Source organism: Acidovorax carolinensis, from assembly GCF_002157145.1.
GTDB classification, from domain to species: domain Bacteria; phylum Pseudomonadota; class Gammaproteobacteria; order Burkholderiales; family Burkholderiaceae_C; genus Acidovorax; species Acidovorax carolinensis.
Map to the genome: position 1 here is coordinate 3479349 of NZ_CP021361.1, position 16664 is coordinate 3496012.

15 protein-coding genes and 2 pseudogenes are annotated in these 16664 nt (G+C 65.4%); 8 read left to right on the top strand and 9 right to left on the bottom strand.

The window, feature by feature from the left end; genetic code table 11:
• Nucleotides 1–62: 62 nt before the first annotated feature.
• The 4 genes from CBP34_RS16345 to CBP34_RS16360 all read left to right on the top strand — a co-directional run bounded on the left by CBP34_RS16345 (nucleotide 63) and on the right by CBP34_RS16360 (nucleotide 3225).
• Nucleotides 63–551, top strand: a complete 489-nt coding sequence (locus CBP34_RS16345; protein ID WP_086928095.1) for an Lrp/AsnC family transcriptional regulator — start codon at nucleotides 63–65, stop codon at nucleotides 549–551.
• A 143-nt stretch (nucleotides 552–694) separates the two neighbouring features.
• Nucleotides 695–1690 carry a DnaJ C-terminal domain-containing protein gene (locus tag CBP34_RS16350; RefSeq protein WP_094098650.1) on the top strand — a complete coding sequence of 332 codons (996 nt, stop codon included), beginning with the start codon at nucleotides 695–697 and terminating at the stop codon, nucleotides 1688–1690.
• Between the two features lie 2 nt (nucleotides 1691–1692).
• A complete protein-coding gene (locus CBP34_RS16355) occupies nucleotides 1693–2037 on the top strand; it encodes a chaperone modulator CbpM (RefSeq protein ID WP_086913329.1) in 345 nt (114 codons plus the stop codon).
• Between the two features lie 135 nt (nucleotides 2038–2172).
• Complete coding sequence (locus CBP34_RS16360; RefSeq protein WP_094098651.1) at nucleotides 2173–3225, top strand: sensor domain-containing diguanylate cyclase; 1053 nt, start codon at nucleotides 2173–2175, stop codon at nucleotides 3223–3225.
• Nucleotides 3226–3436: 211 nt separating this feature from the next.
• On the opposite strand, the gene CBP34_RS16365 is transcribed toward CBP34_RS16360, so the two are convergent.
• The 3 genes from CBP34_RS16365 to CBP34_RS16375 all read right to left on the bottom strand — a co-directional run bounded on the left by CBP34_RS16365 (nucleotide 3437) and on the right by CBP34_RS16375 (nucleotide 6591).
• Nucleotides 3437–4228, bottom strand: a complete 792-nt coding sequence (locus CBP34_RS16365; RefSeq protein ID WP_094098652.1) for a sensor histidine kinase — start codon at nucleotides 4226–4228, stop codon at nucleotides 3437–3439.
• Between the two features lie 7 nt (nucleotides 4229–4235).
• A complete protein-coding gene (gene glmU, locus CBP34_RS16370) occupies nucleotides 4236–5666 on the bottom strand; it encodes a bifunctional UDP-N-acetylglucosamine diphosphorylase/glucosamine-1-phosphate N-acetyltransferase GlmU (protein ID WP_094098653.1) in 1431 nt (476 codons plus the stop codon).
• A 169-nt stretch (nucleotides 5667–5835) separates the two neighbouring features.
• Nucleotides 5836–6591 carry a Crp/Fnr family transcriptional regulator gene (locus CBP34_RS16375; protein WP_086913333.1) on the bottom strand — a complete coding sequence of 252 codons (756 nt, stop codon included), beginning with the start codon at nucleotides 6589–6591 and terminating at the stop codon, nucleotides 5836–5838.
• A 162-nt stretch (nucleotides 6592–6753) separates the two neighbouring features.
• On the opposite strand from CBP34_RS16375, the gene CBP34_RS16380 reads away from it, so the two are divergent.
• Nucleotides 6754–7152, top strand: coding sequence for a BLUF domain-containing protein (locus tag CBP34_RS16380; protein ID WP_086913334.1), 399 nt, complete (start codon nucleotides 6754–6756; stop codon nucleotides 7150–7152).
• Nucleotides 7153–7164: 12 nt separating this feature from the next.
• Here CBP34_RS16380 and CBP34_RS16385 read toward each other — a convergent pair whose 3' ends face one another.
• Entirely contained in the window at nucleotides 7165–7725 is a 561-nt protein-coding gene (locus CBP34_RS16385; protein ID WP_094099224.1) for a DUF2917 domain-containing protein, read from the bottom strand.
• A gap of 122 nt (nucleotides 7726–7847) precedes the next feature.
• Between CBP34_RS16385 and CBP34_RS16390 the strand changes: the two are divergent.
• Nucleotides 7848–8842: pseudogene (locus tag CBP34_RS16390) on the top strand (LysR substrate-binding domain-containing protein).
• A 95-nt stretch (nucleotides 8843–8937) separates the two neighbouring features.
• On the opposite strand, the gene tyrS reads toward CBP34_RS16390, so the two are convergent.
• Nucleotides 8938–10170, bottom strand: coding sequence for a tyrosine--tRNA ligase (gene tyrS / locus CBP34_RS16395; protein WP_094098654.1), 1233 nt, complete (start codon nucleotides 10168–10170; stop codon nucleotides 8938–8940).
• 157 nt (nucleotides 10171–10327) lie between these two features.
• On the opposite strand from tyrS, the pseudogene CBP34_RS16400 reads away from it, so the two are divergent.
• A pseudogene (locus CBP34_RS16400) lies at nucleotides 10328–11730 on the top strand (peptidoglycan DD-metalloendopeptidase family protein).
• Between the two features lie 38 nt (nucleotides 11731–11768).
• Nucleotides 11769–12878, top strand: coding sequence for an anhydro-N-acetylmuramic acid kinase (locus tag CBP34_RS16405; RefSeq protein ID WP_094098655.1), 1110 nt, complete (start codon nucleotides 11769–11771; stop codon nucleotides 12876–12878).
• Nucleotides 12879–12908: 30 nt separating this feature from the next.
• On the opposite strand, the gene erpA is transcribed toward CBP34_RS16405, so the two are convergent.
• The 4 genes from erpA to CBP34_RS16425 all read right to left on the bottom strand — a co-directional run bounded on the left by erpA (nucleotide 12909) and on the right by CBP34_RS16425 (nucleotide 16398).
• On the bottom strand, nucleotides 12909–13274 hold the full coding sequence (gene erpA / locus CBP34_RS16410; protein ID WP_086913338.1) for an iron-sulfur cluster insertion protein ErpA: 366 nt from the start codon (nucleotides 13272–13274) through the stop codon (nucleotides 12909–12911).
• 149 nt (nucleotides 13275–13423) lie between these two features.
• Nucleotides 13424–13816 carry a 30S ribosomal protein S9 gene (rpsI, locus tag CBP34_RS16415; protein WP_086913339.1) on the bottom strand — a complete coding sequence of 131 codons (393 nt, stop codon included), beginning with the start codon at nucleotides 13814–13816 and terminating at the stop codon, nucleotides 13424–13426.
• 11 nt (nucleotides 13817–13827) lie between these two features.
• The gene (gene rplM, locus CBP34_RS16420; RefSeq protein ID WP_056414298.1) at nucleotides 13828–14259 is read right to left on the bottom strand and encodes a 50S ribosomal protein L13; all 432 of its coding nucleotides are present in this window, start codon (nucleotides 14257–14259) and stop codon (nucleotides 13828–13830) included.
• 180 nt (nucleotides 14260–14439) lie between these two features.
• Nucleotides 14440–16398 carry a serine/threonine protein kinase gene (locus CBP34_RS16425; protein WP_094099225.1) on the bottom strand — a complete coding sequence of 653 codons (1959 nt, stop codon included), beginning with the start codon at nucleotides 16396–16398 and terminating at the stop codon, nucleotides 14440–14442.
• Nucleotides 16399–16664 lie beyond the last annotated feature (266 nt).

The following is a 16664-nucleotide window of genomic DNA, read 5'->3' on the forward strand; positions in this document are numbered from 1 at the left end:
TATTTGAACTTTAATTTCATGCATCGCAGCGAATGAAATTTACGTTCATTTTTAATTGAGATATGGAACAAATATCACTCGACGCCACCGACCTGCAACTGCTCAACATCCTGCAAACCGACGCCGCGCAGAGCAACCAGTCTTTGGCGCAGCAGGTGCATGTGTCGCCGCCCACCTGCCTGCGGCGGGTCAAGCGCCTGCACGATTCCGGGCTGATCGAGCGCCAGGTTGCCCTGCTGCAACCCGACCGGCTGGCGGCGCTGCAGGGCCACGGGCTGTCGGCCATTGTGGAGGTGACGCTGGACCGCCAGGGTGCTGAATGGCTGGATGCGTTCGAGGCCCGCGCCGTGGCCGACGACTGCGTGCAGCAGTGCTGGCGCGTGTCGCCGGGGCCGGATTTCATGCTGGTGGTGCACACGCGCGACATGCCGGGCTACCTGGCGCTATCGCAGCGCCTGTTCACGGCCGATGCCAATGTGCGCAACGTCAAAGCCTTTTTTGCCACCCGTCGTGCAAAATTTGAAACAAAAATACCGCTAACCATTACCTGACAAGCGGTTGCAGCTATCTTTTTTGAATTTCCAAGGGTGCATGGCGCCTGCGGCTAGCGCCCCGGATTGCCATGGCGCTGGCCCGGGGCATACAGTAGCCCCAGCAACTGCCCCGCGCAGCCCCACCGCGAAGGAAACGCCGCATGGAATTCAAGGACTATTACCAGGTACTGGGTGTCAGCAAGACGGCCACTGCCGATGACATCAAGAAGGCCTACCGCAAGCTGGCGCGCAAATACCACCCCGACGTGAGCAAGGAAGCCGACGCCGCAGCCCGCATGGCCGAGGTGAACGAGGCCAACGCCGTGCTCTCCGATCCCGAAAAGCGCGAAGCCTACGACGCGCTGGGCCGCCAGGCGCCACACCGCCCGGGGCAGGATTTCCGCCCGCCACCCAACTGGGACGCCGGCTTCGAGTTCTCCGACGGGGCCGGCACAGCCGGTGGGCCCGACGGCGAATTCAGTGACTTCTTCGAGCAGCTGTTTGGCCGCCATGCGCGCGCCCAGCGTGCCCAAAGCCATTACCGTGAAGCGCCAAGGGATGCCGAATGGGGTGGCACACCACAGCCATCGCGCGGCAACGACCACCACGCCAGGATCGAGCTCGATCTGCTGGACGCCTACCAGGGCGCCGAGCGCAGCCTGACGCTGCGTGGTGCCCGGCTCGACGACGCGGGCCGCATGGTGCACGAACAACGCAACCTGCAGGTCAAGATACCCAAGGGTGTGCGCGAAGGGCAGCTCATCCGCCTGACGGGCCAGGGCAGCCCCGGCACGGGCGGCGCCCCTGCGGGCGACCTGTTCCTGGAGGTGCAATTCAAACCCGACCCCCGCTGGCGCGCCATCGACCGCGATGTCTACCAACCCGTGGCCGTGGCCCCCTGGGAGGCCGAACTGGGCGCCGTCATCGAGGTGCACACCCCCGCCGGCGCCCTGGAGGTGACCGTGCCAGCACACTGGAAATCCGCGCGCAAGCTGCGCCTGAAGGGCCGGGGCATTCCGGCCGCCACGCCAGGAGACCTGTACTTGGAACTGAGCGTCGCCCTGCCGCCGGCCCACAGCGACGCCGAGCGCGCCGCCTACACCGCGATGGCCAAGGCCTTTCCCCGCTTCGACCCGCGCGCCACCCCGGGAGCCTGACCATGACAACTGCCCACAACACCCCCAACGTGCAGCCGGGCGAACTGCTGGACGACACCGCCCTGTTTTCCCTGGAGGACCTGGCGCGCATCTGCCACGTGGCGCCGGGCTGGGTCAGCGAACGGCTGGAGGCCGGCCTGCTGCAGGCCGACAGCCTGGGCGGCCACTGGCGCTTTGCCAGCGCCACCGTGGTGCGCGCGCGCCGGCTGGCCCAGCTGGAAACCACCTTCGACGCCGACCCCCAGCTCGCCGCCCTCACGGCCGACCTGATCGAAGAAGTGGCACACCTGCGCCAGCGCCTGCAACACCTGGAAGCCGCCATGGGCCACGGACCACGGCCTGGGTGACATTCCCGATGAAATCCCCCGGTGACATTTTTTGCTGGCGCTGGCGGGGCGCCACCTGTAGGATTTGGTAACAACCAACCCTTTGCACGCTCCCAGCACATCGCGTCCCTGCGGCGTCTGCCTGACTGATCCACCATGCCCGATCCCAAGCGCCAACTCCCCCGTCGGGTCTATCCCTTGCGTGTGCTGGGCATGGGTCTGGGCGCAGTGGTGGTGAGCGTGGTGCTGTGGGAGCGCAACGCCAGCGTGGTGGCCTGGCTGTACATGGCGCTGATCACCTTGGCCTGGCCCCATGTGGCCTACCAGTTGAGCCGCCGCAGCGCCGACCCTTACCGTGCAGAAATACGCAATCTGCTGGTCGATTCGGCGCTGGTGGCGGCCCTGGTGCCACTGATGCACTTCAATTTGCTGCCCAGCGTATTGCTGCTCACGCTGACCATGGTGGACAAGATCACTACCGGCATTCACGGCCTGTGGGCCCGCTCGCTGCCCGGCATGGCGGGCGCGGCGGCGGCCAGTGCGGCCTTGACCGGCTTTCACTGGGCACCAGTGACATCCATGCTGGTGATCATTGCGTGCCTGCCCGTGATGGTGCTGCACACCCTGTCGGTCAGCGTGGTGAGCTACCGCCTGATCCGCAAGGTGTCGCAGCAAAACCAGTTGCTCGACGAATTGCGGCGCATCGACGCCCTCACCGGCCTGTATGGCCGCGGCCACTGGCAGGAGCAGGCCGAAGCCACGCTGCGCCGCCACCATGCCACTGACGAACCCGCCTGCCTGGTGATGCTGGACATTGACCATTTCAAGCAGATCAACGACCGGCATGGCCACACGGTGGGCGACGAAGTGCTGCGCGCACTGGCGCGCATCGTGCTCAACAACGTACGCGCCACCGACTGCGCAGGCCGCTACGGCGGTGACGAGTTCGCCATCGTGCTGCGCGGCATGCACCTGGACAATGCCATGCTGGTGGCCCAGCGCATCCGCGAACAGGTACAAGCCCTGCAGTTGCACGAGCTGCCCTCTCTGCGCTTCACCAGCAGCCTGGGCGTGGCAGCGGCCGACCACCGCCACAACAGCCTGCGCGCCTGGACCAATGCCGCCGACGCCGAGCTTTACCAGGCCAAGGCCGCTGGGCGCAACCGCGTGTCGGCCGGTGCCATGCCGGTACTGGCGCCCGTGGTGTAGCCGCCCGCTGCGTCGTCTTGCAGCGCCTGCACCACCGCCGACAGCAGGAATTGAGCATGCCGACCCCCAGTGCCTCGGTGCGCGCGGGTAGCCGACAGCGGGCAATCATACGGATTTGCATTCAATCGGATAACCAGGCGGGGAGCCGAAGACAGTGCTGTAGCACGGCGAGGCGACCCAACGACGTTATACGGTTGAAGGCAAATCCGTATCAGTCGGCGGGCGCTGCCGGCCACTCCACCCGCACCGTGCACCCACCGCCCGGCACGGCCGTGGCGCTGATCTGCGCGCCATGGCGTTGCGCTATCGCGCGGCACAGCGCCAGCCCGGTGCCCACGCCGTCAAACTCGGTCTCGCGGTGCAGGCGCTGAAACACACCAAACAAGGTGCCCGCACGCGCCGGGTCAAACCCCACGCCGTTGTCCTGCACCGTGAAGGCCACCTGGCCTGAGGGCGCGGCATCGGCCTGCACGGAGATGCAGGGCTGAAGCACAGGGCGCGAGAACTTGAGGGCATTGCCCAGCAGTTGCACCAGCAGCGCCTGCAGCAGCGCCGGGTCGGCCTGCAGCGTGGGCAACCCTGCGGCCACGCGCCACTCCACGGCGCGGTCCGCTTCATCGGGGGACAGCGCCGCGCGCGCACTGGTGATGGCATCCGCCAGCGACACGGATTGCGGGTGCAGTGGCGCGCGGCTGGCGCGCACCAAGGCCAGCAGGCCATCGATCATCAGCCCCATGCGCCGGGCCGACTGGTCCATGGTGGCCAGAAAACCCAGCGCCTCCTGCACCTCGGGGCCTTGCAGCACCTCGGGCGGCAGATCGCCCAGCACCTCGCGCACCAGCGTGCCGTAAGAGGTGACGTGGCGCAGCGGCGCACGCAGATCGTGCGAGACGGCGCGCAAGAACTCGTCCTGCGCGGCGGCCATGTCGGCCACCTGCTGCTGGCTGCGGGCCAGCGCGGTGCGCAGTTGCTCGACCTCTGCGGAGCGGGCGGTCTGCGTCATGCCTGCATCATCCCTTGGGCAACTTGGCGGGGCGCTGCCAGTTTTCTTTGGTGATCTGCTTGCCGCGCGCCACGCTCAGCGCCCCGGGCGGCGCGCTCTTGGTGATGGTGCTGCCACCGCCCACCGTGCCACCCGCACCAATGGTGACGGGCGCCACCAGCACGCAGTTACTGCCAATGTGCACATCGGCCTCGATCACGGTACGGTGTTTATTGGCGCCGTCGTAATTGGCGGTGATGCTGCCCGCGCCGTAGTTCACGCGCTCGCCCACGGTGGCGTCGCCCAGATACGCCAGGTGGTTGGCCTTGGCGCCGTCGGCCAGGGTGGAGTTTTTCACCTCCACAAAATTGCCGATGTGCACCTCGCGGCCCAGTTGCGCGCCGGGGCGCAGGCGGGCAAAGGGGCCAATCAGCGCGCCCTCGCCCACGGTGGCGCCCAGCTTTTCGCCGTCGATGTGCGTGTAGGGGTGGATGACGGCGCCCGCCGCGATGCGCGCATTGGCGATGCAGCAGTTGGCGCCGATGCTCACGCCCTCACCCAGCTCCACGCGCCCGGTGAAAACGCAGTTCACGTCAATCTCCACATCCTGGCCACAGACCAGTTCGCCGCGCACGCCGGTGCGTGCATCGTCGCGCACATCGAAGCGCGCAGGGTCGGCCAGGCGCACGCCCTGCTCCATCAGGCCCCGCGCGGTGCGGAGCTGGTGGGCGCGTTCGAGCTCGGCCAGTTGCAGCGGGCTGTTCACGCCCGCCACCTGCAGCGCATCGGTGATGCGGTGAGCCACCACGGGCACGCCGTCGGCCACGGCCATGGCGACGATGTCGGTCAGGTAGTACTCGCCCTGGGCATTTTGGTTGGTCAGCCGCGCCAGCCAGCCGCGCAGCAGGCGCGCGGGCACGGCCATGATGCCGCTGTACACCTCGGTGATGGCGCGCTGCGCGTCCGTCGCATCCTTGTGTTCGACGATGCCCTGCACGGCGCCTTCTGCATTGCGCACGATGCGGCCATAGCCCGTGGGGTCGGGCAGGGTCACCGTGAGCAGCGCCATCTGCCCGCCGGCGCTGGCGGCGACCAGCGCGCGCAGCGTGTCGGCCTGGGTCAGCGGCACATCGCCCGACAGCACCACGACCGTGCCGTCATCGCGCAGGTGCGGCACGGCCTGCTGCACGGCATGGCCGGTGCCCAGTTGGGGCTCCTGCCGCACGAACTTCAGGTCAAAAGTGCCGCCAGCGCTTGCTGCATCTGCGGTGGCAGCTTCCACTTCTGTAGCACCGTGGCCGGTGATGACAATGGCGCTGCGCGCCTGCAGGTGCGCCGCCTGGTCCAGCACATGGTGGAGCAGCGGACGCCCGGCCAGACGCTGAAGCACTTTGGGGATACGGCTTTTCATGCGCGTGCCCTTGCCGGCCGCCATGATGAGGATGTCGAGTGAGGTCATGGAAAAGAAGTGTTTGTGTGCGCAGCGCAAGCCCGGTGCGCGGGCGTGGAGTGAATTATCGGCTGCGGAATACGGGGCATCAAACGCTATTCAAACAATAGCTGCTAGCGCTTATCCAATAAGCGCTTGATGTCATTTTGATCCAATTTTTTGGCACAGCAGGCTGCACCTACAGCAGCGGCATCAGCCGCGGCGGCGTGTCGTAGTACTCGGCAATGCGCGCCAGCGCCCGCGTGTTGAGCAGGCGCAGCCGCCCGTTCTTTAACTCATGCAGGCCCAGCAGCGACAGGCGCCGCAGCGTCTTGTTGGTGTGCACCAGCGACAGCCCCAGCGCATCGGCGATGTGCTGCTGGTTGAGCGGGAACGCCACCGTGCCGTCCTCCACCAGCCCGATGCGGTCGAGCCGCCGGTACAGGTGCATGAGCAGCATGGCCACGCGCTCGGTGGCGTTGCGGCGGCCCGCCGTGAGCAGGTTGTCGTCCACATGGCCTTCTTCGTGGGCCGACAGCCAGGTGATGTCGTAACCCAGGCGCGGGTGCTCGCGAAACAGCGCCCACAGGCTGTCGTTCTGGAACACGCACAACGAGCAATCGGTGAGTGCCTCAATGCCATGGGCGGACACATCGCCGAACTCCTGCTGCAAGCCCACCAGGTCGCCCGGCAGCAGGAAATTGAGGATCTGGCGGCGCCCGTCGCTCATGGTCTTGTAGCGAAACGCCCAGCCCGAGTACAGCGTGAACAGCTTGGCGTTGGTCTGGTTCTCGCGCACCAGCGCGCCACCCGCAGCCACCGCCACACTGTCGGTGCGAAACCCCTCAATGAAATCCAGCACCTCGGGCTTGACCGCCGTGAACGCGCCCGTCTTGCGCAAGCGGCATTGCTGGCAAGAGGGAGGGCATGCGTGGGGCGGCAGAGAGGCATTCATGGTGTGCCGATTCTAGGGATGGCCAACCCGCCATTTCCATCATGCAACAGCACCAGCCCGCTGGCGTTGTGCCTTGGTGAGATCGGACGGTGCATCGATGGTTACATCTATGTCTTTTGACATTGCGCGGTAGGCGGGCCCCGCCTACATTGGGCCGCACTTATGAAACCCTGCTCCGCCCTCTACGAGGTTCTCTATGTGAGCACCCTCGCCCCCACGCAACCGCTGAGCGTGGTGGCACAGATCGCCGGGCGCGCACGCTTGGTCAACGCGGAACTCGACATCACCGGACTGCTGATCTTTGACGGGCAGCGCTTTTGCCAGCAACTAGAAGGCCCGCAAAACGCGGTGCTCAAGCTGATCGAGCGCATCCGCAATGACCCGCGCCACATCAACGTCGAAGTGTTGCACCATGGCCCGTTGGCGGCGCGGCGGTTTCTGCAGTTCAGCCTGGCTTTCAGCACGGTCGAAGACGTAGACGCCTTGGCCCGCATGGAGACCCTGGACGGAGACGCAGCGCTGGCCGCGTTTGATACCGTGCGCGGCGAGCTGGTGCGTTAAGGGCGGCCTCACTTACGACTGCACGCAACTGGTCGCCCGCTGGCGCTGGTGCGCAATGCGATGCCCCACGAACCGGGCCAGGCCGGCCGCACACTGCCCGCCCGCGCCCGCCACATCCACCACGGCAGCGCCCAGGGCGCGCCCGCCCTGGGCCAGGGCGTGCACCAGATCGCGCAGCGGCTGCACTACGGCGCACTCCCAGTCATGGGCGATCGCGCTGGCAGTCGGCGCCGTGGCCGTGGCCGAGGGCGAATTGGACAGCCAGCGGAATGCCACGGCATCAGCGGCGCCGCCGGATGGGTTCCACGCCTCCATCACCACATGCTGGCCCGGCGCGACGGCGAGGCGCTCGCCCGCCTGGAGCACATGGTCGGCCGCGGCACCGGGCAGATGGTTGAGCGACCCGGCGAGGGTGAGCCACACACGGCCCCGGGCAATCTCCAGCACACCGGGTGCGCGCGTGTGCAGCGAAACAGCCTGGCCAGTGGCCAGCTTCCAGCTGCCGGCCACCGCGCAGCCCGTCTGGCTGGCATGAACGGATTGTTGCAATTCCAGAACGTTACGAGATGACATGACAGCCTCCTTGGACCACGCAATATGCATTGCGAAGACCAGATGGTGCGCCGCCCCATGCACACAGTCCAATGAAAACGCGCTACGCTATTCATTCCATCCACGCATGAATCGCCAAGCCCATGCCCCCTGCCGAATTCGCCCCCGCCGTGCTGCGCACCCGCCCCGTCGCCACCGGCCACTGGCGCGCCTTTCTGGCCGTGGCGCGGCACCTGAACTTCCGCGCGGCCGCCGATGAACTGGCGCTGACGCAATCCGCCGTCAGCCGCCAGATCCAGGCGCTGGAGGACGAAGTGGGCGTGGCGCTGTTCCTGCGCCACACGCGGGCCGTCGAGCTGACCAGCGCGGGCGCGCAGCTGCAGCGCGCCGTGGCCCGGCGCTGGAGCGCATGGACGCCGCCGTGCGCCTGGTGCGCCAGACGGCCGGGCGCCGCAGCGTGGCCATCACCACCTGGGCCAGCTTTGCATCGATGTGGCTGATTCCGCGCATGGAAGCGTTCCAGCGCGACAACCCGGGCATCGACATCCGCATTGATGCGAGCGACGTGCCGGTGGACCTGGAAACCTCGGACGTGGACCTGGCCCTGCGCTACAGCCTGCCGGGCCCCGGAACGCAGGGCGGGCAGCGCCTGTTCGGCGAACAGCTGGCGGTAGTGGCCAGCCCCTGGCTGCTCAAAAGCGGCAAAACCCTGCGCACGCCGGCCGACGTCGCCCAGTTCACGCTGATCGAGGCCGGCGATGCACACCGCAGCCAGCACCTCGAATGGCTGAGCTGGCGCCGGTGGTTCGATGCGCGCGACCTGACCAAGCTGCAGCCCGAGCGCTGGCTGTTTTTCAACTACGCCCACCAGATCGTGCAGGCCGCACTGGCTGGCCAGGGCCTTGCGCTGGCGCGCATGCCGCTGATTGCCGATGCGCTGGCCTCCGGGGACCTGGTGGAGGTGCTGCCCGACCACCGCATCGATTCGCCGCTGGCCTACTGGCTTCTGGTCGGGCCACGCAGCGCGCAACGGCCCGAGATCAAGGCGTTTTGCGCCTGGCTGCATATCCAGGCGCAGGCCACGCGCGAGGCAATTGGCGATGTGCCGGACCCGGACTTGAACGACAACCTGGACTGACAACAAGAAAGCGCTGACCCAGCCGGGCTCAGCGCTTTTTTTGATAGCTGCCAGCGCTTATCCATCAAGCGCTATCGGCCATTTTTATCAAAATTTCAGGCCAAAGTCACTCGTGCAAACTTGCGTTTGCCCACCTGCACCACGTAGGTGCCGGCATCGAGCTTGAGCCCCTTGTCGCTGACAACGCCGCCATCCACACGCACGCCACCACCCTCGATCAGGCGATTCGCCTCACTGGTCGACGGCGCCAGGTTGGCCTGCTTGAGCAGCGCGCCAATGCCCAGCGGCGCGCCCGACAGGGCCACCTCGGGAATCTCGTCGGGCACACCGCCCTTGCTGCGGTGGATGAAGTCCTGCTCGGCCGCATCGGCCGCCGCCGCGCTGTGAAAACGCGCCGTGATCTCCTTGGCCAGCGCCACCTTGGCGTCCTTGGGGTTGCGCCCGCCCGCCACCTCGGCCTTGAGGGCCTCAATCTGCGCGAGCGACTGGAACGACAGCAGCGTGTACCAGCGCCACATCAGCGTGTCGGAAATGCTCAGCACCTTGGCATACATGGTGTTGGCGTCTTCACTGATGCCGATGTAGTTGTTTTTGGACTTGGACATCTTCTCGATGCCGTCCAGGCCTTCGAGCAGTGGCATGGTCAGGATGCATTGGGGCTCCTGGCCGTATTCCTGCTGCAGGTGGCGCCCCATGAGCAGGTTGAACTTCTGGTCGGTGCCGCCGAGCTCCAGGTCGCTCTTGAGGGCCACCGAGTCGTAGCCCTGCATCAGCGGATAGAGAAACTCGTGCACCGCAATGGGATTGCCCGCCTTGAAGCGGTCGTGGAAATCGTTACGCTCCATCATGCGCGCCACGGTGAACCTGGAGGCCAGCTGGATCATGCCCGTGGCGCCCAGCGGCTCGCTCCACTCGCTGTTGTAGCGGATCTCCGTGCGCGCCGGGTCCAGCACCAGGCTGGCCTGGCGGTAGTAGGTTTCGGCGTTCAGTTTGATCTGCTCGGGCGTGAGCGGGGGGCGTGTGCTGTTACGCCCCGAGGGGTCGCCGATGAGGCTGGTGAAGTCGCCGATCAGGAAGATCACCTGGTGGCCCAGATCTTGCAGCTGTCGCATCTTGTTGAGCACCACCGTGTGGCCGATGTGAATGTCTGGCGCCGTGGGATCCAGCCCCAGCTTGATGCGCAAGGGCTGACCTGTGGCTTCGGATCGGGCCAGTTTCTTGATCCACTCATCCTGCGGCAGCAGTTCTTCCACGCCGCGCAACGAGGTTTCGAGGGCCTGCCTTACACCATCGGATACCGGGTTATTTGTAACAAGAGATTGATTCATAAGGGTTTTCTGGGATGTCCGAACAGCATGCACCGCTATACTTCAGCCCACATTGCAGTGGGCGGATTCTAGTGGTCTCGCCGTTTCGACGCCCTGGTAGCCCTGTCGAATGCCTGCAAACTGACAGCTCGTGCCCCCGGTTCCCCCTCGCTTTACCATGGGAAAAACCGCCGGTCGCACCATCAACCATGGGGACAGACCTTTGATTAACGGCTTCACCACAGCCAGCAAGGCATTGCTTGCCCGGCTGACTCACAGTGTCCAGAAACACCCGAAACGTATCACCGCCGTCGTGGCCACCCTGCTGCTGACCGGTGGCGGTGGCGCCTTTGCCGTGGCATCGCTGGCACCCGATGCATCGGATCTGCCGGTGAGCGAGATCACTTACGCCGTCGAGTCGCTGGCGGCCAACCCGGTGCTGGACGCCCTGGAATCGCCCGGCTTCTCGCTGTACCGCTCGGAGCAGACGCGTAGCAGCGACACTGCGGAATCCTTGCTGCAGCGCATGGGCGTGGCCGATCCGGCCGCTGCCGCCTTCCTGCGCAGCGACGCCCCCGTTCGCCAGAATTTGCTGGGCCGCGCCGGACGCTCGGTTTCAGCCGAAACCACCGACGACCACCGCCTGCTGCGCCTGACGGCCCGCTGGGCCCAGGACGACAGCGGCAACTTCAGCCGCCTGGTGGTGGAACGTGCGGGCGAGAAGTTCACCTCGCGCATCGAGTCCGCACCCCTCACCACAGGCAGCCGCCTGGCGGGCGGGGTGATCCGCAGCTCGCTGTTTGACGCCGCCGATGCAGCCAACATCCCTGATTCCGTGGCCGTGCAGCTGGCCGAGGTGTTCTCGGGCAACATCGACTTTCACCGCTCCCTGCGCAAGGGCGACCGCTTCTCGGTGGTCTATGAAACCCTGGAAGCCGACGGCGAACCGCTGCGCAGCGGTCGCGTGCTGAGCGCCGAGTTCAACAACAACGGCAAGACCCACCAGGCCATGTGGTTCCAGGACCCCGGCGCCGCCAAGGGGCCTATTACACCCTCGACGGCGAAAGCCTGCGCCGCGCCTACCTGACCTCGCCGGTCGAGTTCTCGCGGGTGAGTAGCACGTTCAAGATGCGGTTTCACCCCGTTTTGCAAACATGGCGTGCCCACCTGGGAACCGACTTTGCTGCCCCCACGGGCACGGCCGTGCGCACGGTGGGCGACGGCGTGGTCGAGTTTGCCGGCGTGCAGAACGGCTTTGGCAACGTGGTCTTCGTGAAGCACCGCGACCAGCATGAAACCGTGTATGCGCACCTGAGCCGCGTGGATGTGAAAAAAGGCCAAACCGTCGAGCAGGGCCAGACCATCGGCGCTGTCGGCGCCACGGGCTGGGCCACGGGGCCACACCTGCATTTCGAGTTCCGCGTGAACGGACAGCAGCAGGATCCGCAGGTCATCGCCCAGCAAAGCGAATCCGCCGCCCCGGTGTCGAAGGCAGGCCGGCCCGCCTTCGACCGACTGGCCGGCAACATGCGCGTGCAACTGTCTGCTGCCGCACTGGTGCAGCAGGCCAGCGCGGAATAAGACGAAACCGGCACGCCGCTCTGGTGCAGTTGCAGGAGATGCCCGGCTTGTACATCGGCCTCATGTCGGGCACCTCGCTCGACGGCATCGATGGCGTTCTGGCCGACTTTTCACAAGACAAAATGGCCATTCTCGGCCATGCGTCAGCACCTATAGCTCCTGATTTAAGAGCAGAACTGCTCGCCCTCAATACCCCCGGCCCCAACGAACTGCACCGTGCGGCCCTCGCGGGCAATGCACTGGCGCGGGCCTATGCCGACGTAGTGCACAGCCTGCTGGAGCGCAGCGGCACCCCCGCCAGCGCCGTCCGGGCCATTGGCGCCCATGGGCAGACCGTGCGCCATCGCCCCCAGGAATTCGACGGCACGGGCTACACCCTGCAACTGAACAACCCGTCCTTGCTGGCCGAGCGCACAGGCATTGCCGTGGTGGCCGATTTCCGCAGCCGCGATGTGGCCGCTGGCGGCCAGGGCGCCCCGCTGGTACCGGCCTATCACCAGGGGGTGTTTGGCCGTCCGGACGAGACAGTGCTGGTGCTCAACATTGGTGGCATCTCCAACCTCAGCGTGCTGGGCGCCGATGGCAGCGTTGCGGGCTTTGACTGTGGCCCCGGCAATGCACTGATGGACCATTGGTGTCAGTTGCACACCGGCCAGGCGTTTGACAAAAATGGAGCCTGGGCTGCCCGGGGTCGGGTGCTGCCCGACCTTCTTGTCACACTGCTGCAGGAGCCTTTTTTGCAGCAACCCCCACCCAAAAGCACCGGGCGCGATCTGTTCAACCCGGCCTGGCTGGCGGGCAAGCTGGCTGCACACGCCAGCGCCCGGCCCGATGACGTGCAGGCCACATTGACCGAATTGACCGCCAGCGCTTGTGCAACAAGCGCATCAAGCTATGGAAAAAATAGCAAACTACTGGCAGTGTGTGGTGGCGGCGCCTTGAATACGCACCTGATGCGGCGTCTGCAGGCCTTGCTCCCGGGCGCATCGGTGGTACCGACCGATGCCTTGGGCCTGCCCGCGCTGCAGGTGGAGGCCGCCGCCTTTGCCTGGCTGGCTCGCCAGACGGTACGAGGGCAAACGGGCAGCCTCCAAAGCGTCACGGGCGCCCAAGGCGCCCGTGTTCTGGGGGCCGTCTACCCGGCCTGAGAGAGAGAAAAGAGGAAACCGGCGGGCAGATCAGGCCGAGAAGCTGGAACCACAGCCGCAGGTGCTGGTGGCGTTCGGATTCTTGATCACGAACTGTGCGCCCTGCAGGTCTTCCTTGTAGTCGATCTCTGCGCCCAACAGGTACTGGTAGCTCATGGCGTCGATCAGCAGCGAGACACCATTCTTGGTCATGGTGGTGTCGTCTTCGTTGGTGATTTCGTCAAAGGTGAAACCGTACTGAAAACCCGAGCAACCGCCACCCTGGACAAACACGCGCAGTTTCAGGTCGGGATTGCCCTCTTCGGCGATCAGGTCTGCCACCTTGGCTGCCGCGCTGTCAGTAAACAGGATGGGGGTGGGCATTTCGGTCTGGATATTTTCTGCAACGGCACTCATGGGGTACTCCAATTCAGGATTTGGCATGAATGCTACTGCAATTCAGTCGGGAATTCAGGCCAGCGGCTTTTGACGCCAATTTCAGTGGGGGCATTGCACCCGGCAACAAAAAACCGCCCGAAGGCGGTTTTTTGTTGCAGCAGCAAAGCTTAACGCTTGGAGAACTGCTTGGCGCGGCGTGCGGAGTGCAGACCGACCTTCTTACGTTCCACTTCGCGGGCGTCACGCGTCACGAAGCCGGCTTGGCTCAGGACGGGCTTGAGCGTCGCGTCGTAGTCGATCAGGGCGCGGGTGATGCCATGGCGGGCAGCGCCAGCCTGGCCGGATTCACCACCACCATGCACGTTGATCTGGATGTCGAAGGTTTCGACATGGTTGGTCAACGCGAGGGGTTGCTTGGCAATCATGATCGAGGTTTCGCGACCGAAGTAGGACTGAATGTCCTTGCCGTTCACCGTGATCTTGCCGGAGCCTTTTTTCAGAAACACGCGGGCGACGCTGGACTTGCGACGGCCGGTGCCATTGTTCCATTCACCAATCATCTCAAGGCTCCTTAGATTTCCAGCGCTTTGGGCTGCTGGGCGGTGTGGGGATGCTCAGCACCACCGTACACCTTGAGTTTCTTGATCATCGCGTAGCCAAGGGGACCCTTGGGCAGCATGCCCTTGACAGCCTTTTCCAGCGCGCGGCCGGGGTGCTTGGCTTGCATGTCGCGGAAGTTCGTGGCCGTGATACCGCCGGGGTAACCCGAGTGGCGGTAGTACACCTTGTCCAGGGACTTGGTGCCGGTAACCTTGAGCTGGGCGGCGTTGATGATGACGATGAAGTCACCGGTGTCGACGTGAGGCGTGTAAATGGCCTTGTGTTTGCCGCGCAAACGGAGAGCAACTTCGCTGGCTACTCGTCCGAGGACCTTGTCGGTCGCGTCAATCACAAACCACTCGTGCACGACCTCAGCGGGCTTAGCGCTGAAAGTAGTAGTCATGAGTTTTCTCTTGAGAAGAGGGTTTGGCGGGTCCTTTTCCACGGTCGGTGCTTCTCTTTCGGAAGCCTCTTAGGTGGGATTGAATCTTCGCCGCGGGACCACAAAAGCGCTGCGAAGCCTGCCATTATACGAAGCAGCGCTCTTTTTTGGCAAGCAGGATCGCCAGATGTGGCCTTTGCCTCAGTTTTGCATCTGCCGGCGCTGCAGGTCATCTTCCTGCCGCCGGCGGGCTTCCACGCACACCGGATGCCCTGTCAGACCCGGCTTTTTGCATTCATTGAAGATGCACAGGGGGCGGGCCAGGAAGCCTGCGTCGGCGCACGCCTCTTGCGGACCTGCTGTGCGCACAGTGGTCACTTTGGGTTTGGGTGCCACCACCGACTCGGGATGCGGCGCAGGCATGTCCTGCACCGCCACCGGAGCGGCACCGGCAGGCTCGGACAAGTTGCGGCGCTGCCCGGCAGAGCGCACGGCGGGGCGCACTGCAGGGGCTTCGACAACCGCTGGCGCGGCGCTCAAGCTGCCTGCACCTGACACGGCCTCCTTGTCGGCGATGCCCGCCAGTGGCGCGTCGCTGGCCGGGCTGGCTGGCACGGCCTGCACCGGGGCAGCTGCCACCGCAGCCGTCGCAGCGACCGGCGCGGCCGCCGGCTCCTTGAGTTCAGTGAGGATGTCATCGGCGGGCCGCGAGGCAGACCGGCCCTGAGCCCACCACAGTGCCACCGCCACGATGGCCAGCGCCAAGAAAGCCCCCAACAGCCACACCGGCGACGATTGCAGACGAGCCCGGGTGCCTGCGGCAGCGCGCTCCGGCGCCTGCGCCTGATTGCCTGGATCTTTTCGCGTTCGCCCCGGGCGCTCCGCACGCGCAGGCGGCACCACCGGGGCCTTGTCGGCAGCATGGGCATCCTCGAACACCGAGTCTCCGACATCGATGAATACCGTGTCGGCCATGTCTGCCGCCACCGTGTCAGGCCCTTCGTTGGCATGGATGTCACGCCCATCCTGCATGGGCGCGCCAGCGGAAGGCAGGACAGGCCTGGCCGAACGGTAGGTCAGGTCCTCCAGATCGGCCATTGGGCGGGGTGCTGAGGTCACGTCTACCGTGGGGGCAGGCACACCAGGGCCCGGATGGTCCGCCGGCTCCACCCAGATACTCCCCAGCTCGGCGCGGAAGTCGAAATGCTCGATCCCTTCGGGCGGCGAGGTCATGCCCATGGTTTGCAGGAAGGCGTCAATGCTCTGGGGTCGATCCTCGGGGCGCAGTGCAAGAGCCTGGGCGATGGCGGTGACGAATGGCGCCGAATACTCCACCCCGAACTGGCGCTGGACGGTCCTGGCCACGCGCGAAAACGACACCATGCGGTCGCGGATGGAGCGCAGCGTAGCCGGGAGCGGGGTGTCGTTGCACAGACAGCCGTACACCACCGCAGCCAGCGAATACAGATCGCTCCAGGGGCCTTGGCGCAACTCATCGTCGCCTTCGGAATACTGCTCGATGGGCGCGTAGTTCACCTTGAGCACGGCGGTGTGCTTGCGGCCCTGGTCGTTGATGGCATGGCGCGACGCCCCCAGGTCCAGCAGCACCGGCGGCCCGTTGTCCTGCAGGAAGATGTTGTCCGGAGAGATATCCCGGTGCAGCGTGTTGCCCTCGTGCAGTACCCGAAGCGCACCCAACACCGACCAGAGCATCTTGCGCAGCCAGGCCTCAGGGGGCGGCGTGCGCATCTGCGCGCGCGCCTGCTTGAACGTCATGCCGGTGTAGAGCGGCATGACCATGTATGCGGTGTTGTTGGCCTCCCAGAAACGGAAAACCTTCACCAGGGACGGATGGTCAAACTGCGCCAGCAGGCGCGCCTCGCCCATGAAGGACGCCAGCCCGGCCTGGAAGGTCTGCTGGTCGGACGACGATCGCACCCACAGCGATTGTCCCTGCGAGCGGCCTGCCAGCGCCGACGGCATGTATTCCTTGATGGCCACGGCGCGGTGCAACGAATGGTCGAACGCCTTGTAGACCATGCCAAAACCGCCCACCCCGAGCAACGCCAGTATTTCAAACTCGGCCAGGCGGGTGCCCGGTGGCAGCGCGTCCACATGGTTCACGCGGCTGGCAGAAGTTGGACTGGGGTTTTCAATCATCATGGACAAGGTAATGCAGGCACATGTCCTGGGCAGCTAGGGGGTGGAGTGGTGGCGCCCGGACCGTCTCGGCTGCCATCATGATGCATGCGCCGCCGATCCCGGAAACAAAAGGCATCGTGTCTGCCAAAAACATCACCCAGTGGCACGAACGCCACCGATTGTGCCGTTTTTGCCCCCTTGTCCGAGCCGCGCCGCCCCGGACCGCGCCAGCACCACACACGGCAAAGCAAGGCGAAAACGGCACACATCCCTTTTGCAGCATG